Here is a 13,588-nt window from a genome sequence, read left to right as displayed (position 1 = left end):
CAAGAGGTGCGTCGACGCCCCACGCTCACATGTTGGGTCCGCAATGTGCCAAATGCAGTTCCCCCGTCTCAAGACTATAGGTCCCGAACGCCAGATTATACTCCCGATCATCCGTATCAGCTGCACCCGGCGGGTAATCCGCATAACTGCCTCGCCCGCTTCCGAACTCCTCGAAATTCGCCTGTCGCAAATCAATTTCTACAATGGATCGATCATATCCGGTCGGTTTCGGCATCAATCCTTTTCTGACCGATTTTTCGCTTTTGTCGGAAGAAAATTGGAGCTGGTAGTAATAGCGGCGTTCCCAATCAGCCAATTTGCCAATGCAAGGTTTTTGACGAAGCGCGGTTTCAACCCGATCCATTTCCGCCTCGGTCGGCTTCAATTCCGGCATCGAGCAAGCAGCCAAAATCAAGGCGGCAGAAAAGGCTAGCCTGTTCAACCTACCGGCCGCCTCGCTCTAAGCGCTTGGGCCAGCGTCCCCTCATCCAGATAGTCGAGTTCGCCGCCGACCGGCAAACCATGCGCGAGTTGCGTCAGGCGTACCGGATAACCCTCCAGCCGTTCCGCCAGATAATGCGCGGTCGTCTGCCCCTCCAGCGTCGCGTTCATCGCCAGCACGACCTCGTCAATCCCGCCCGCGGCAACGCGTGCCACCAAAGCATCGACGCTGAGGTCCTGCGGGCGGACACCCTCCAGCGCCGAGAGCCGGCCACCGAGGACATGGTATTTTCCGGGAAAGAGCCGCGACTTGTCGAGCGCCCAGAGGTCCGAAACCTCCTCGACGACGCACAGGCTGCGGTCGTCGCGGCGCGGGTCTGCGCAGATCGCGCACGGATCGCTGGTATCGATATTGCCGCAGATGCCGCACGTCACCAGCCGTTCGGACACCGTCTGGAGCGCCGCAAGGAGCGGCGCGAAGCTGCTCTCGCGCTTCTTCATCAGGTGCAGCACGGCGCGCCGCGCCGAGCGTGGGCCGAGCCCCGGCAGGCGGGCGAGTTGCTGGACGAGCGCTTCAATCTCTTGCGATGCCATGACGGTGGTCTTAAGCGGCGCGCTGGAAATAACAATCACCTCCCCCACCCGTTCGGGCTGAGCTTGTCGAAGCCCCGTCCTTTCTTCGGACGACGGCAAAGGGAAGGACGGCCCTTCGACAGGCTCAGGGCGAACGGAAAAGGACAGGCACGCTCTTGCGCATCGCCTTCATGGGAACGCCGCCCTTTGCGGTACCGACGCTCGCCGCACTTCATGCGGCGGGGCACGAGATCGTGGCCGTCTATACGCAGCCGCCGCGCCCCGCGCAGCGCGGCAAGAAACTGCAGCAGAGCGCGGTGCATGTCTGGGCGGAGGAACATGGCCTGTCCGTCCGCACGCCGAAGAGCCTGCGAAACGAGGAAGCGCAGGTCGAGTTTGCCGCGCTCGACCTCGATATCGCGGTGGTCGCAGCCTATGGCCTGATCCTGCCGCAGGCGATCCTGAACGCCCCGCGCGAGGGCTGCCTCAACGTCCACGGCTCGGTTCTGCCGCGCTGGCGCGGCGCGGCGCCGGTGCAGCGCGCGATCCTGGCGGGCGATGCCGAGACGGGCGTCACGATCATGCAGATGGACGTCGGGCTCGACACCGGCGCGATGCGGTTGGTCGAAGCGACTCCGGTCGCGAGCAAGACCGCGGGAATGCTCACCGACGAACTCGCCGAGATGGGCGCGCTGATGATCGTCAAGGTGCTGAGCGACCTCCACGCGTTCCAGCCCGAAGCGCAGCCCGACGAAGGCGTCACCTATGCCGCCAAGATCGACAAGAGTGAGGCGCGGCTCGATTTCCTGACCAGTGCGGTGCAGGTCGAGCGACAGGTGCGCGCATTCAATCCGATGCCGGGGGCGTTCTTCGAACTGGATGGCGAGCGATACAAGATGTTGGCGGCCGAGGTCGTGCATCCGGCCGAGACCGTCGCGGGCGCCGCACCGGGCGTCACGCTCGACGACGCGCTGACGATCGCCTGCAACCCCGGCGCGATCCGCGCGACGCGCGTGCAGCGGGCAGGAAAACCCGCGATGGATGCTGCCGAACTGCTGCGCGGGCGCCCGATTGCCAAGGGCACGCGGCTCGCATGACGCGCTTTGCCCTCACCATCGAATATGACGGCCGCCCCTATATGGGCTGGCAGCGGCAGGCGCACGGCCCCAGCGTCCAGCAGACGATCGAGGAAGCGATCCACCGCTTCACCGCCGAGGAGGTACAGGTGTTCAGCGCGGGGCGGACCGACGCGGGAGTCCATGCGATCGCGATGCGCGCTCATGTCGACATCGAAAAGCCGCTGACCCCGTTCAAGCTGACCGAAGCGCTCAACGCCCAGCTTCGTCCTGCGCCGGTCGCGGTGGTCGGATGCGAAATCGTTCCCGACGACTGGCACGCGCGCTTCGCGTGTATCGGACGCAGCTATGAGTATCGCATCGTCAACCGCCGCGCCCCGCTGACGTGGGACAAAGGCCTGTCGTGGCAGGTTCCACAGCCGCTCGATGCCGGTGCGATGCACGCCGCCGCGCAGCAGTTGATCGGGATGCACGATTTCACGACCTTCCGCTCGGCGCATTGCCAGTCGCAAAGTCCGGTGAAGACGCTCGACAAGCTGTCGGTCAGCCGCCACGGCGACGAGCTGATCGTCGAGGCGGCAGCACGCAGCTTCCTCCACCATCAGGTGCGATCGATGGTCGGGTGTCTAGCGCTGGTGGGCTATGGCAAATGGTCCGCGCGCGATCTGAAAGCGGCGCTCGATGCGGCCGACCGGCAGGCGCTGGGTCTCAATGCGCCCCCCGACGGGCTCTATTTCGTCAGCGCGACCTACCCCTGAAACCTAAGCCTGAATCGAAAAGGGCGGCCCCGCGGGACCGCCCTTTCGTGTTTCGTCCGGAACGAAGGCTCAGACGGCCTTTTCCAGATAATATTTCGGCGCATGCTCGTTGAGGATCTGGAGGATCTTCGCCTGCGCGGTCTTTTCGTCGCTCTCTTCCATCGCGCCCAGTTCGCGCGCGAGGCGGCTCGAGGCGGCTTCGAAGATCTGGCGCTCCGAATAGCTCTGCTCGGGCTGATCGTCGGCGCGGAACAGGTCGCGGGTCACTTCGGCGATCGACACGAGGTCGCCCGAATTGATCTTGGCTTCATATTCCTGCGCGCGGCGCGACCACATGGTGCGCTTGACCTTCGGCTTGGTGGTCAGGACCTGAAGCGCTTCCTTCAGCGTCTTGTCCGACGACAGCTTGCGCATGCCGACGCCTTCGGCCTTGTTCGTGGGAACGCGAAGCGTCATCTTTTCCTTTTCGAAGCGCAGAACATAAAGTTCCAGCTGCATCCCGGCGATTTCGGACTTTTGAAGCTCGATGACGCGCCCCACGCCATGCTTCGGATAAACGACATAATCACCAACTTCGAACAAGAGCGTTGCAGACATGCAAATTCCTTTCCTGACCTTGTCAGTGAACCGGGAAGCGCAAAAAGCCGGGTGCATCCTGCCCTTGTGAAAAGGTGGATCGGCGATTTTGGGCGGCGCTAGCCAGTCAGAGTGACAAGGGATATGGCTCCATAGGAACGCCGGAGAGACCCTCTGCCCGTGGCAGGAAGAGGCAAACTGTCGGCGTGTTGATATTTATTATAACAGATTCGCAACAAAATTGCCACCCCCGCGCGGAAATGCGTGGGGTCGGCACCTTGACGGCTCATCAAGCCCGTTTCAGGTTGCAACGAAATCTCAGATAGGGAGCGGTTATGCAGGATCAAGTCTGGTGGGTTACGGGCGCTTCTTCGGGAATCGGCGCCGCGCTTGCACGGGGACTTTCGAGTCGTGGCGCCCGGCTGATCCTGTCGGGGCGTAATGTCGCGGCGCTCGAGGAGGTCGCGAAGGAATGCGGCCCGGGCACGATGATCCTGCCGTTCGAGGCGACCGACTATACTGCACTGCCGACGCTGGTCGACGAGGCCTGGGAGTGGTGCGGGCGGATCGACGGGCTGGTCAACAATGCCGGCATCTCGCAGCGCAGCCTGGCGGTCGATACCGATTTTTCGGTTTACCAGAAGATCGTCGACGTCGACCTGCTCGCCCCGATCGCCCTCACCCAGCAGTTGCTGCCGCGCATGATCGCGGCGGGCGGCGGACAGATTGTCGCGATTTCAAGCGTCGCGGGGATCGCCGGCGTGCCGCTGCGCAGCGCCTATTGCGCCGCCAAACACGGCCTGATCGGCTATCACGACAGCGTCCGCGCCGAGAATGAGCATCTGGGGCTGAAGGTCCTCGTCGTCGCGCCCGGGTCGGTGCAGACGAACGTCAGCCGCAATGCGCTCAACGCCGACGGCAGCACCCGCGGCGAGAGCGACAAGGCGATCGACAACGGTCTGTCGCCCGATTTCGCCGCGAAGCAGATCCTAGATGCGGTGGCCGCGGGAACGCGCGAGCTGGTGGTTGCCGAGGGCGTCGAGGCCGCAATCCCGGCGCTGCGCCGCGGCAATCCCGATGCGTTGTTCGACCAGATGAGCGCGATGGTGCAGGCAGGCTACGCTGCACAGATGAAAGCGCAGCGCTAAAGCACCGGCACAAAGAGAAGGCCCCGCCGGATCGCTCCGGCGGGGCCTTTCTTTTGCCCGCAGGCGGCGCGGATCAGACCGCGCCGTGCGCCAGCGCCGCGAGGAGCAGGATCGCCACGATATTGGTGATCTTGATCATCGGGTTGACCGCCGGACCCGCGGTATCCTTGTACGGATCGCCGACAGTGTCGCCGGTGACCGCGGCTTTATGGGCTTCGCTGCCCTTGCCGCCGTGGTTGCCGTCTTCGATATATTTCTTGGCATTGTCCCATGCGCCGCCGCCCGAGGTCATCGAGATGGCGACGAACAGCCCGCCGACGATCACGCCGAGCAGGAGGGCGCCGAGCGCCTCGAGCGCCGCAGCCGAACCGGCAACGCCGCGGATCACCAGGAACACCACGATCGGCGCGAGCACCGGCAGCAGCGACGGAACGATCATTTCCTTGATCGCCGCCTTGGTGACCAGGTCGACCGTGCGCGCATAGTCGGGCTTGCTCTCATAGGTCATGATGCCCGGGTTGTTCTTGAACTGCTCGCGAACATCCTTGACGACCTCGCCCGCCGCGCGGCCCACCGCGGTCATGCCGAACGCCCCGAACAGATACGGCAGCAGCGCGCCGAGCAGCAGACCGACGATGACGTACGGCGACGACAGCGAGAAGGTCAGCGGTTCGGTCAGCCCGAGCTTCGCCGAATATTCAGTGATGTCAGCCGTATAAGTGCCGAACAGCACCAGTGCCGCGAGACCCGCCGAACCGATCGCATAGCCCTTCGTGACCGCCTTCGTCGTGTTGCCCACTGCGTCGAGCAGATCGGTCTTTTCGCGAACCGAATCATCGAGACCCGCCATTTCGGCAATGCCGCCGGCGTTGTCGGTGACAGGACCATATGCGTCGAGCGCAACGACCATGCCTGCGAGCGCGAGCATTGCGGTCGCCGCAAAGGCGATGCCGACGATGCCGGCGATCTGGAACGCGGCGATAATGCCGGCACAGATCACCAACGTCGGTGCCGCGGTCGATTCAAGGCTGATGGCCAGACCCTGGATGACGTTGGTGCCGTGGCCGGTTTCCGATGCCTTGGCGATCGACCGCACCGGACGATAATTGGTGCCGGTGTAATATTCGGTGATCCAGATGATCAGCCCGGTGATGACAAGCCCGAGCAGCGAGCACAGGAACAGGTCCGTGCCGTTGAAGGTCTGCCCCGTTACATCGGCCTTCATGTCGCCGCCCAGCACATAGCTGGTCGAGAACCAGATCGCCGGGACCGACAGGACCGCGGTCATCAGGAAGCCCTTGTACATCGCGCCCATGACGTTCTTTCCGCCGCCAAGACGGACGAAATAGGTGCCGACAATCGAAGTGATGATGCAGACGCCGCCCATCAGCAGCGGCAGGCTCATCAGCGGGAGCAGCATGTCGCCCGCGCTCTTCATCAGCAGCGCGATCAGCACCATGGTGGCGCCGACGGTGACGACATAGGTTTCGAACAAGTCGGCGGCCATGCCGGCGCAGTCGCCGACGTTGTCACCGACGTTATCGGCGATCACCGCAGGGTTGCGCGGATCATCTTCGGGAATCCCGGCCTCGACCTTGCCGACCAGGTCGGCGCCGACGTCGGCGGCCTTGGTAAAGATACCGCCGCCGAGACGCGCGAAGATCGAGATGAGCGAGGCGCCGAAGGCAAGCGCGACGAGCGCGTCGACCACGGTGCGGTCATCGCCGCCAACGGTATAACCACCGGGGCCGATCAGATACCAGAAGAAGACCGAGATCGCGAGTAGCGCAAGGCCCGCCACCAGCAGGCCGGTGATCGCGCCGGCGCGGAACGCCATGGTGAGGCCTGCCTGCAGCCCGGTCTGCGCAGCGGCCGCGGTGCGGACGTTGGCTTTCACCGAGATGTTCATGCCGACGAAGCCGGCAACACCCGAAAGGACCGCGCCGATGACGAAGCCGATCGCCGAAATCTTGCCGAGGAAGACCCCGACGAGGATTGCGACAACGACGCCGACGATGGCGATGGTGCGATATTGGCGGCCCAGATAGGCCTTCGCGCCTTCCTGGATGGCGGCGGCGATTTCCTGCATTTTCTCATTACCCGCCGATGCACCGAGCACCTGCCGCGAGGTAATGAACCCATAGAGCACGGCCAGCAGGCCACACCCTATCGCGATCAAAACCGGATTCATGCGTGTCTATTCCTTCCCCATGAGAAGGGCGAACGCAGAGATAGCAGTCGAACGTCCGACTTATTGATGCCGGTTCGCTCTCTCCCCTGATGCGACCGCCCCAAATTGGACGCCGCGTTATGGGAAGAAAGAAAGCCAAGGGCAAGCCCGCACTTTCGGCAATTTTCCGGGCTTCCAAGGGTTAATGTGTGAAACCGAGACGCTCGGGCAGCGCGATGCGCTGCGCCTTGTGGACGAGCGTGATTCCCTCGCCTACTCCCGCATGACCGATCATCGTCACCGCGACGCCCGCCGTGGCGGCCGCCGCGCGAATTGCCTCGGCGGCACCGGGATCGGCAGCAAACAGCAACTGGTAATCGTCCCCGGCGGTCGCGGCCGCAAGCCGCGTATCGAGCACATCGGGACGTACCGCGAGCAGCGCCGCCGAAAGCGGCACCGTCTCCATCATCAGCGTGATATCGCAGCCGCTCGCCGATGCCATGCGTTCGGCGTCGATCAGCAGGCCATCGGAGACATCCATCATCGCATGGACATGCGGTGCGACGGCTTGCCCGAAATCGAGCTGCGGCTGCGGACGACGATAGGCGGCGAGACACGTCTCGTTCGGATCGATCTCGCCAAGCCTCATCGCGAGACCCACGCCGGCGTTGCCGATCGTGCCGGTGACCCATATCTGATCGCCCGGCCGGACACCGCTGCGCGCCGGAGCACCAGTCGCGGGAGCCTTACCGATTGCAGTGAGCCCGAACGTCCGCGGCGCGCCGACCGGTATGCCGACGGTATCGCCGCCGAGCAACGCGACCTCATAGCGACGCAGCACTTCGTCCAGGCCGTGCGCGAATGCCGCGTCCCACTCTTCGTCGCCCGTCAGGCTGTAGCCGAGCAACACGCCGGTCGGCACTGCGCCCTTGGCGGCGAGGTCGGACAGGTTCACTGCCACAAGCTTCCATGCCACATCCTGCGGCCGCTCGTCGGGCAGGAAGTGAATGCCCTCGACGATCATATCGTGCGTGAGAACGAGATCGCCGAGCACCGCTGCGTCATCGGCGAGCCCACGCGCGGCAGGGTCGGTGGCGATCTGCCGCAGCCGTTCGATGAAGGCTGCCTCGCCGCTCATCGCTTACTTCCGGACGTCCTTGCCGATCGCATCGAGCAGGCCGTTCGCAAACCCTGCCTCGCGGGCATCGAAAAAGGCCTTCGCGACGTCGACATATTCGCTGACCACTGCGCCTACTGGCACGTCGCTTCGCGCAAGCAGTTCATAGGTGCCAGCACGCAGGATCGCCTTCATCGTGCGATCGAGCCGGTCCATCGTCCAGCCGCTGGCGAGCTTCGCGGTGATCGCCGCATCGACCTCGTCTGCCCGCGCCAGCGCACCCTTCACGATGTCGTCGAAGAAGGGCGTGTCGGCGTCGGCATATTCGGCGTCCTCGATGATCGCGCCGATACGATGCTGGTGAAATTCGTGGATCAACCGGGTGACCGGCGTCCCCTCCATCTCGTGCTGATAGAGCGCCTGTACGGCGGCAAGGCGGGCGGCGGAACGGGATTGGGCGCGTTTGTTCATGGCATTTCTACTTCAGTCTGTTCTGGACGCTGAGCGCGTGCGCGGGAAGCCCCTCGGCCCCCGCAAGGGCGACGGCGGCCGGGCCGATGGCGGCAAGGCTCGCCTCGTCGAGTGCGAGGAAGCTGGTCCGCTTCATGAAATCGGCGACCGACAGCCCGCTCGAAAAGCGCGCGCGGCGTCCGGTGGGAAGGACATGGTTCGGACCCGCGACATAGTCGCCGATCGCTTCCGGGGTCTGGCGGCCGAGGAAGACCGACCCCGCATGGCGGACCTTCGCAAAGAGCGCGTCGGCTTCGGCGGGGTCGACTGCGAGTTCGAGATGTTCGGGCGCCAGCCGGTCGCAGAGCGGGATCGCGTCGGCGAGCGTCGGCACGACGATTACCGCGCCATTGTCGGCCCAGCTTTCCTGCATCGTCGACGCCGTGTTCAGTGTCGGGATCAGGTAAGCGACCGCCGCCGCGACTTCATCGGCGAAATCACCGTCATCGGTGAACAGGATCGACTGGCTCGTCGGGTCATGCTCGGCCTGGCTCAGCAGGTCGGCGGCGATGACATGCGGCTTGTTCCTGTTGTCCGCGACGACGACGATCTCGCTCGGCCCGGCGACCATATCGATGCCGACGACGCCATAGACCTGCCGCTTCGCCTCGGCGACCCACGCGTTGCCGGGTCCGGTAACAACGTCGACCGGCGCGATCCGGTCGGTGCCATAGGCGAGCGCCGCCACCGCCTGCGCGCCGCCGACGCGCCAGATTTCATCGACCCCGCCGATGTGCGCAGCAGCCATCACGACCGGATTGGTCTCGCCGTCGGGCGTCGGGGTCATCATCACGATACGCTCGACCCCCGCGACCTTTGCGGGGATGATGTTCATCAGTACCGACGAGGGATAGGCAGCGCGTCCGCCGGGCACATAGACCCCCGCCGCATCAACCGGGCGCCAACGCGCGCCGAGACGCGCACCGGCAGCGTCGCGATAATCGCGATCCTCGGGAAGCTGCGCCGCATGATAGGCGCGGATGCGCTCGGCCGCGAGGTCGAGCGCGGCGCGCAGATCGGGCGCGAGGCTGTCATAGGCGGCGGCACACTCGTCCTTCGAGATGCTCCAGCCGCTGGCGTCGAGATCGAAGCGGTCGAACTTTGCAGTATAGTCGGCGAGCGCGACGTCGCCCTCTGCCTTCACCCGCGCGATGATCGCCGCGACGTCCGCGGACACGTCGGAATCGCTCTCGCGCCGGTCGTTGACCAGCGCGTCGAACTCTGCGGCAAAGCCCGGATCGGAGGTGTCAAGCCGCCGCATCGGCTGCGGCCTCGCGAAATTTTTCGACCAGCGCCGGCACTTCGGCCGAGCGCAGCTTGAATGCTGCGCGGTTGACGATCAGCCGCGCCGAAACCTCGCTGATCACCTTCTGCTCGGCGAGCGCATTTTCGACGAGTGTCCGCCCCGTCGAGACCAGATCGACGATGTGCGACGCGAGGCCGAGCTTGGGCGCGATCTCCATCGCACCGTTCAGCTTGATGCACTCTGCCTGGATTCCCTGCCCTTCGAACCAGCGGCGCGTCGTCGCGGGATATTTGGTCGCGACGCGGATATGGCTTTCGCCGATCCCCGGCGGCTCGGTGCCTTCGGGACCCGCAAGCGACAGCCGGCAATGGCCGATGCCAAGGTCGACCGGCGCATAGAGTTCCGAATAGTCGAACTCGTCGACGACGTCCGACCCGACGATCCCGAGCTGCGCTGCCCCGTGCGCGACGAAAGTCGCGACGTCGAATGCGCGGACGCGGATCAGCGAAATATGCGGCTGGTTCGTCGCGAAGACGAGCGCACGGCTGCTCTTGTCGAAAAAGTCCGCCGCAGGTTCGATGCCGACGCGCGCGAGCAGGGGCAGCGCCTCGTCGAGGATGCGTCCTTTCGGGATGGCAAAGATGATCGGTTCGGGCATAAGCACCGCGCCCATAAGCGGCGACGGGAGAAAGGGCAATGAGCGAGCCGTATAAGCTGGTCGATATGGCCGAGACCGGTGCGGCTGCGGTCCGCACCGCCTTTGCCAACCAGGTCGCCTATTGCCGCGCCAACGACGCGCCGGTGACCGCGCGGATCGTCGCGGCGCTCGGCACGCTGCTCGACAAGCCCGCGACAGAATTTGCACGGCGCATTGCCGACTGGCAGGGACCGCCGCTCGCCGACGCCTTGCCGCTCCGTGCGGCCGGCGGACTGCATGCGCTGCACCTGTCGGGGAAATCGCCCGCACTCGCCCCGATCTATGCCGACGCCGACGATATCAACGACGCCACGATCGTTGCCGGCGTCGTCGCAGGCCACGAAGCCGCGCTGCTTCCGTGGCTCGACGGGCCGCCACAGACCAACGAAGCGGGCCGTTCGTCGAACTTCATCGCCGCAATGCTATGGCTGACCGAACAAGGCCTGCCACCGCATTTCGACTGTCTCGAGATCGGATCGAGCGCCGGGATCAACCTGATGATCGACCGCTATCATTACGATCTCGGCGGGGTCCAGGTGGGGCCCGAACCCGGCGTGATGGCCTTTACCCCCGAATGGCGCGGCAACCATCCGCCGCAGCACAGGATCGACTTCACCGGCCTCAAGGGCTGCGACGTCGGGCCGGTCGACCTGACCGATCCGGCGCAGGCGCTGCGGCTCAAGGCCTATATCTGGCCCGAACACACCGTCCGCTTCGAACGGATGGAGGCCGCGATCGCAGCCGCGACGGTGAAGAAGCCGGACATCGTTCGCGCCAATGCCGCCGATTTCGTCGAGGCCGCGCTGAAGAAGCCGCAGGCGAAAGGCACCACGCGCGTGCTGATGCACTCGATCGTCTGGCAATATGTACCCGAGGACCAGCAGATACGGGTGACGACCGCGATGGAAGAGGCCGGCGCCGAAGCCACGCCCGACCGGCCCCTCGCGTGGATCGCGCTGGAGGCCAACCGGACGGTGCATCAGCACGAACTGGTTGTCCGCTACTGGCCCGGCGGCGAAGCGTCGCGAATGCTCGGCCGCGCGCACGCGCATGGCGCATGGGTCGAGTGGATGGGAAGCTAGAGGCTGGCTTCCAGCCGCGCGAGCAGCGCCTGCACGGGCGTTGCGGCGCGCGGCGCTTCCCAACCGGCTTCCAGCGTCGCGATACGTTCGAAAAGCCGCTCGCTCGCGGCGACGATCCGGCGCAGCGGCGCCTCGAAGCGCGCACAGATGTCCCAGTCGACCGCTACCGGTTCGCCGATACGCGCTGCGCTGTCGTCCGGGCCGGCAAAGGGATCGCCGGCGATCATCGCCCTGCGATGGAGCAGCCACGCGATGATGTGCATCAGCCGCGTCGTCGTCTTCAGCGATTCGCAGGCGAGACTCACCTGCAGCAGCGCATCGCTGCGTACGCTGCCGAGGTCGCGCTGCGCCGCAAAGGCGGCATGCGCCTCGTCGGCGAGCAGCATTGCCTCGACATACAGATTTTCGACCTGGGCGCGCTGCACCGGAAGGCTCATCGCATCACTGGCTGTTCGACCCGTCACCATGATCAGCGGGATGCCATGGCTCGAACCCCGGCCGCAATGACGGTAACCATGAAATAAGGAGCGCGCGGCGTCCCGTTTTGAATCAGGCCGTTTTGAATCAGGCGATAATGTCCGGAACGATCTGGTCCTCGCACCAGGCGATCTCGTCGCGAAGGCGGAGCTTGCGCTTCTTCATGCGGGCAAGCTGCAACTGGTCGGGAATCCCGGCCTCGCCGAGCGCGATGATCGCCGCGTCGAGATCGCGATGCTCGAGGCGAAGCAGTTCCAGTCGTTGGGAGATTTCTTCGGGGCTCACCCCCGTCTCCTGCCACGATCGGATGCGGTCTGCAACGGGCTGTCCGGAGCCGCGACCGGCTGGCCGAATCGTCACGACATCGCGCCCGATTCGTGTTTTACTCCCTCTCCCCAAGACGAGTCGAAAAGGAGAATGGCCAATGACCACGTCGCACCTTTCCGCCCTGAAGTCCCGTCACGCGGACCTCGACGAGAAAATTGCGAATGAAGAGCGCCGCCCCTGCCCCGATACCGGGTTGGTGGCGCAGATGAAGAAGCAGAAACTGCGTATCAAGGAAGAAATGGCCGCGACCGCCTGACCGTCGCCTGACCGCTACCGCCCCGCTGACCCGCTTGCAAAAAGCGCCTCAGCGCCGGCGGTAGAGAGGTCCATTCAGCGCCGAGATATGCGGCGGCACTTCCATCTTCCGGACGACCTGACGGCGAACCGCCTGCGGATCGACCGAGTGGTCGAACGCGATCCCGAATTTCCCCTCGCCGACCCAGACGACACGCCCCGGCACGAAGCCCACGTTCCGCAGTTCGACCTCCAAGGTTACGCCCTGCGCCAGCCCGCGCACCGCGGCTTCCGCAAGCATGCCGCCGGGCGACAGGTTGCGCACGCGCACGGTCACGGGACCCTGCTGTCCCGGGATCAGCACATTGGCTTGCATGAACAGGCTGTCGCGGTCGGCGCTGCGCGACAGCGACGCCACTTCTTCATCCACCGATGTCGGTACGCGCGATTCCATTGCGACCTGTTCCCCGCGTTGAGTGTCGGGCCGCGAATCTAGATTGCAGCCCTTGCGGAAACGTAAATGGAAGCGCGCCTATGTCCCGGCGCGGGGCAATTCAGTCTTCGCGGGAAATCCGCTCGTTGCGCTCGTGACGCTCCTGCGCCTCCAGCGTCATCGTCGCGATCGGGCGGGCCTGGAGCCGCGCGAGCGAGATCGGCTCGCCGGTCACCGCGCAATAGCCATATTCACCTTCGTCGATGCGGCGGATCGCCGAATCGATCTTCGCGATCAGCTTGCGCTGGCGGTCGCGGGTCCGAAGTTCGATTGCCCAGTCCGTTTCGCTCGACGCGCGATCGGCAAGATCGGGTTCGCGAAGCGGCCCGTCCTGAAGATGGGCGAGCGTCGATTCGGATTCGGAAAGGATCGACTTCTTCCATGCGAGCAGCAGGCCGCGGAAATAATCCTGCTGCCGCTCGTTCATAAACTCTTCGTCGTCGCTGGGGACATAGTCCGAATCGAGGTTCGATTTGGCTTCAAGGAGCGCGTCGGCGCCAACATCGGCAATCTGGGTTGGCATAAAAGACTTCTTGCGTCCTTTCCTGTCACCTCGCCGCCCGGAACGAACGGACCAGGGGAATGCGCCGGGCCTATAGCCAGCCGCAATGACCGATACAAGCGCCGAAGGCTGCAGCTAGTCGCAGCGGCGTGAAGCAAAGC

Annotated in this window: 17 protein-coding genes; 5 read left to right on the top strand and 12 right to left on the bottom strand. The window is 64.7% G+C overall.

Annotated elements, in window-relative coordinates:
* Positions 1-25 precede the first annotated feature (25 nt).
* Both L7H23_RS17725 and recR read right to left on the bottom strand, forming a co-directional pair.
* Positions 26-442 (bottom strand): hypothetical protein, encoded by a 417-nt coding sequence (locus tag L7H23_RS17725; protein WP_237837186.1) that lies wholly within the window; start codon positions 440-442, stop codon positions 26-28.
* A complete protein-coding gene (gene recR / locus L7H23_RS17720; RefSeq protein WP_237837185.1) occupies positions 439-1,035 on the bottom strand; it encodes a recombination mediator RecR in 597 nt (198 codons plus the stop codon). The genes L7H23_RS17725 and recR overlap by 4 nt, the downstream gene beginning before the upstream one ends.
* 155 nt (positions 1,036-1,190) lie before the next feature.
* Between recR and fmt the strand changes: the two genes are divergently transcribed.
* Complete coding sequence (gene fmt, locus L7H23_RS17715; RefSeq protein ID WP_237837184.1) at positions 1,191-2,111, top strand: methionyl-tRNA formyltransferase; 921 nt, start codon at positions 1,191-1,193, stop codon at positions 2,109-2,111.
* A complete protein-coding gene (gene truA, locus L7H23_RS17710) occupies positions 2,108-2,848 on the top strand; it encodes a tRNA pseudouridine(38-40) synthase TruA (RefSeq protein ID WP_237837183.1) in 741 nt (246 codons plus the stop codon). Before fmt ends, truA begins: the two co-directional genes overlap by 4 nt.
* A 69-nt stretch (positions 2,849-2,917) precedes the next feature.
* On the opposite strand, the gene L7H23_RS17705 is transcribed toward truA, so the two are convergent.
* On the bottom strand, positions 2,918-3,445 hold the full coding sequence (locus L7H23_RS17705) for a CarD family transcriptional regulator (RefSeq protein ID WP_058816713.1): 528 nt from the start codon (positions 3,443-3,445) through the stop codon (positions 2,918-2,920).
* Positions 3,446-3,759: 314 nt separating this feature from the next.
* Here L7H23_RS17705 and L7H23_RS17700 point away from each other — a divergent pair, with 314 nt between their 5' ends.
* Positions 3,760-4,572, top strand: coding sequence for an SDR family NAD(P)-dependent oxidoreductase (locus tag L7H23_RS17700; protein WP_237837182.1), 813 nt, complete (start codon positions 3,760-3,762; stop codon positions 4,570-4,572).
* Positions 4,573-4,645: 73 nt separating this feature from the next.
* On the opposite strand, the gene L7H23_RS17695 is transcribed toward L7H23_RS17700, so the two are convergent.
* The 5 genes from L7H23_RS17695 to hisG form a co-directional block, all read right to left on the bottom strand.
* Positions 4,646-6,763, bottom strand: a complete 2,118-nt coding sequence (locus tag L7H23_RS17695) for a sodium-translocating pyrophosphatase (RefSeq protein WP_237837181.1) — start codon at positions 6,761-6,763, stop codon at positions 4,646-4,648.
* Between the two features lie 181 nt (positions 6,764-6,944).
* Positions 6,945-7,880: a thiamine-phosphate kinase gene (gene thiL, locus L7H23_RS17690; RefSeq protein WP_237837180.1), complete on the bottom strand. Its 936-nt coding sequence runs from the start codon at positions 7,878-7,880 to the stop codon at positions 6,945-6,947.
* Between the two features lie 3 nt (positions 7,881-7,883).
* Positions 7,884-8,330, bottom strand: coding sequence for a transcription antitermination factor NusB (gene nusB / locus L7H23_RS17685; RefSeq protein ID WP_237837179.1), 447 nt, complete (start codon positions 8,328-8,330; stop codon positions 7,884-7,886).
* 7 nt (positions 8,331-8,337) lie between these two features.
* Positions 8,338-9,630 carry a histidinol dehydrogenase gene (gene hisD / locus L7H23_RS17680; RefSeq protein ID WP_237837178.1) on the bottom strand — a complete coding sequence of 431 codons (1,293 nt, stop codon included), beginning with the start codon at positions 9,628-9,630 and terminating at the stop codon, positions 8,338-8,340.
* The gene (gene hisG, locus L7H23_RS17675) at positions 9,617-10,273 is read right to left on the bottom strand and encodes an ATP phosphoribosyltransferase (RefSeq protein ID WP_237837177.1); all 657 of its coding nucleotides are present in this window, start codon (positions 10,271-10,273) and stop codon (positions 9,617-9,619) included. Before hisG ends, hisD begins: the two co-directional genes overlap by 14 nt.
* Positions 10,274-10,311: 38 nt before the next feature.
* Here hisG and L7H23_RS17670 point away from each other — a divergent pair, with 38 nt between their 5' ends.
* Positions 10,312-11,394: a DUF2332 domain-containing protein gene (locus L7H23_RS17670; RefSeq protein ID WP_237837176.1), complete on the top strand. Its 1,083-nt coding sequence runs from the start codon at positions 10,312-10,314 to the stop codon at positions 11,392-11,394.
* On the opposite strand, the gene L7H23_RS17665 is transcribed toward L7H23_RS17670, so the two are convergent.
* Positions 11,391-11,831, bottom strand: a complete 441-nt coding sequence (locus tag L7H23_RS17665) for a DUF1465 family protein (protein ID WP_237837175.1) — start codon at positions 11,829-11,831, stop codon at positions 11,391-11,393. The two genes, L7H23_RS17670 and L7H23_RS17665, sit on opposite strands and share 4 nt — an antisense overlap.
* 127 nt (positions 11,832-11,958) lie before the next feature.
* Positions 11,959-12,156 carry a DUF465 domain-containing protein gene (locus tag L7H23_RS17660; RefSeq protein WP_237837174.1) on the bottom strand — a complete coding sequence of 66 codons (198 nt, stop codon included), beginning with the start codon at positions 12,154-12,156 and terminating at the stop codon, positions 11,959-11,961.
* 139 nt (positions 12,157-12,295) lie between these two features.
* On the opposite strand from L7H23_RS17660, the gene L7H23_RS17655 reads away from it, so the two are divergent.
* On the top strand, positions 12,296-12,454 hold the full coding sequence (locus L7H23_RS17655) for a YdcH family protein (RefSeq protein WP_082660315.1): 159 nt from the start codon (positions 12,296-12,298) through the stop codon (positions 12,452-12,454).
* A gap of 48 nt (positions 12,455-12,502) precedes the next feature.
* Here L7H23_RS17655 and L7H23_RS17650 read toward each other — a convergent pair whose 3' ends face one another.
* Together L7H23_RS17650 and dksA are read right to left on the bottom strand one after the other, a co-directional pair.
* Complete coding sequence (locus L7H23_RS17650) at positions 12,503-12,886, bottom strand: PilZ domain-containing protein (RefSeq protein WP_237837173.1); 384 nt, start codon at positions 12,884-12,886, stop codon at positions 12,503-12,505.
* Between the two features lie 100 nt (positions 12,887-12,986).
* Complete coding sequence (gene dksA / locus L7H23_RS17645; protein WP_237837172.1) at positions 12,987-13,448, bottom strand: RNA polymerase-binding protein DksA; 462 nt, start codon at positions 13,446-13,448, stop codon at positions 12,987-12,989.
* Positions 13,449-13,588 lie beyond the last annotated feature (140 nt).

The sequence above is a fragment of the Sphingopyxis sp. BSN-002 genome (assembly GCF_022024275.1).
GTDB lineage: Bacteria > Pseudomonadota > Alphaproteobacteria > Sphingomonadales > Sphingomonadaceae > Sphingopyxis.
This window is presented reverse-complemented; position numbering and strand designations above follow the sequence as displayed.

Excerpts from the sequence above, each read along its gene's own strand:
- recR (WP_237837185.1), bottom strand. The coding sequence starts at position 1,035 with ATGGCATCGCAAGAGATTGAAGCGCTCGTCCAGCAACTCGCCCGCCTG.
- truA (WP_237837183.1), top strand. The coding sequence starts at position 2,108 with ATGACGCGCTTTGCCCTCACCATCGAATATGACGGCCGCCCCTATATG.
- L7H23_RS17705 (WP_058816713.1), bottom strand. The coding sequence starts at position 3,445 with ATGTCTGCAACGCTCTTGTTCGAAGTTGGTGATTATGTCGTTTATCCG.
- L7H23_RS17700 (WP_237837182.1), top strand. The coding sequence starts at position 3,760 with ATGCAGGATCAAGTCTGGTGGGTTACGGGCGCTTCTTCGGGAATCGGC.
- L7H23_RS17695 (WP_237837181.1), bottom strand. The coding sequence starts at position 6,763 with ATGAATCCGGTTTTGATCGCGATAGGGTGTGGCCTGCTGGCCGTGCTC.
- thiL (WP_237837180.1), bottom strand. The coding sequence starts at position 7,880 with ATGAGCGGCGAGGCAGCCTTCATCGAACGGCTGCGGCAGATCGCCACC.
- nusB (WP_237837179.1), bottom strand. The coding sequence starts at position 8,330 with ATGAACAAACGCGCCCAATCCCGTTCCGCCGCCCGCCTTGCCGCCGTA.
- hisD (WP_237837178.1), bottom strand. The coding sequence starts at position 9,630 with ATGCGGCGGCTTGACACCTCCGATCCGGGCTTTGCCGCAGAGTTCGAC.
- hisG (WP_237837177.1), bottom strand. The coding sequence starts at position 10,273 with ATGCCCGAACCGATCATCTTTGCCATCCCGAAAGGACGCATCCTCGAC.
- L7H23_RS17670 (WP_237837176.1), top strand. The coding sequence starts at position 10,312 with ATGAGCGAGCCGTATAAGCTGGTCGATATGGCCGAGACCGGTGCGGCT.
- L7H23_RS17665 (WP_237837175.1), bottom strand. The coding sequence starts at position 11,831 with ATGAGCCTTCCGGTGCAGCGCGCCCAGGTCGAAAATCTGTATGTCGAG.
- L7H23_RS17655 (WP_082660315.1), top strand. The coding sequence starts at position 12,296 with ATGACCACGTCGCACCTTTCCGCCCTGAAGTCCCGTCACGCGGACCTC.
- L7H23_RS17650 (WP_237837173.1), bottom strand. The coding sequence starts at position 12,886 with ATGGAATCGCGCGTACCGACATCGGTGGATGAAGAAGTGGCGTCGCTG.
- dksA (WP_237837172.1), bottom strand. The coding sequence starts at position 13,448 with ATGCCAACCCAGATTGCCGATGTTGGCGCCGACGCGCTCCTTGAAGCC.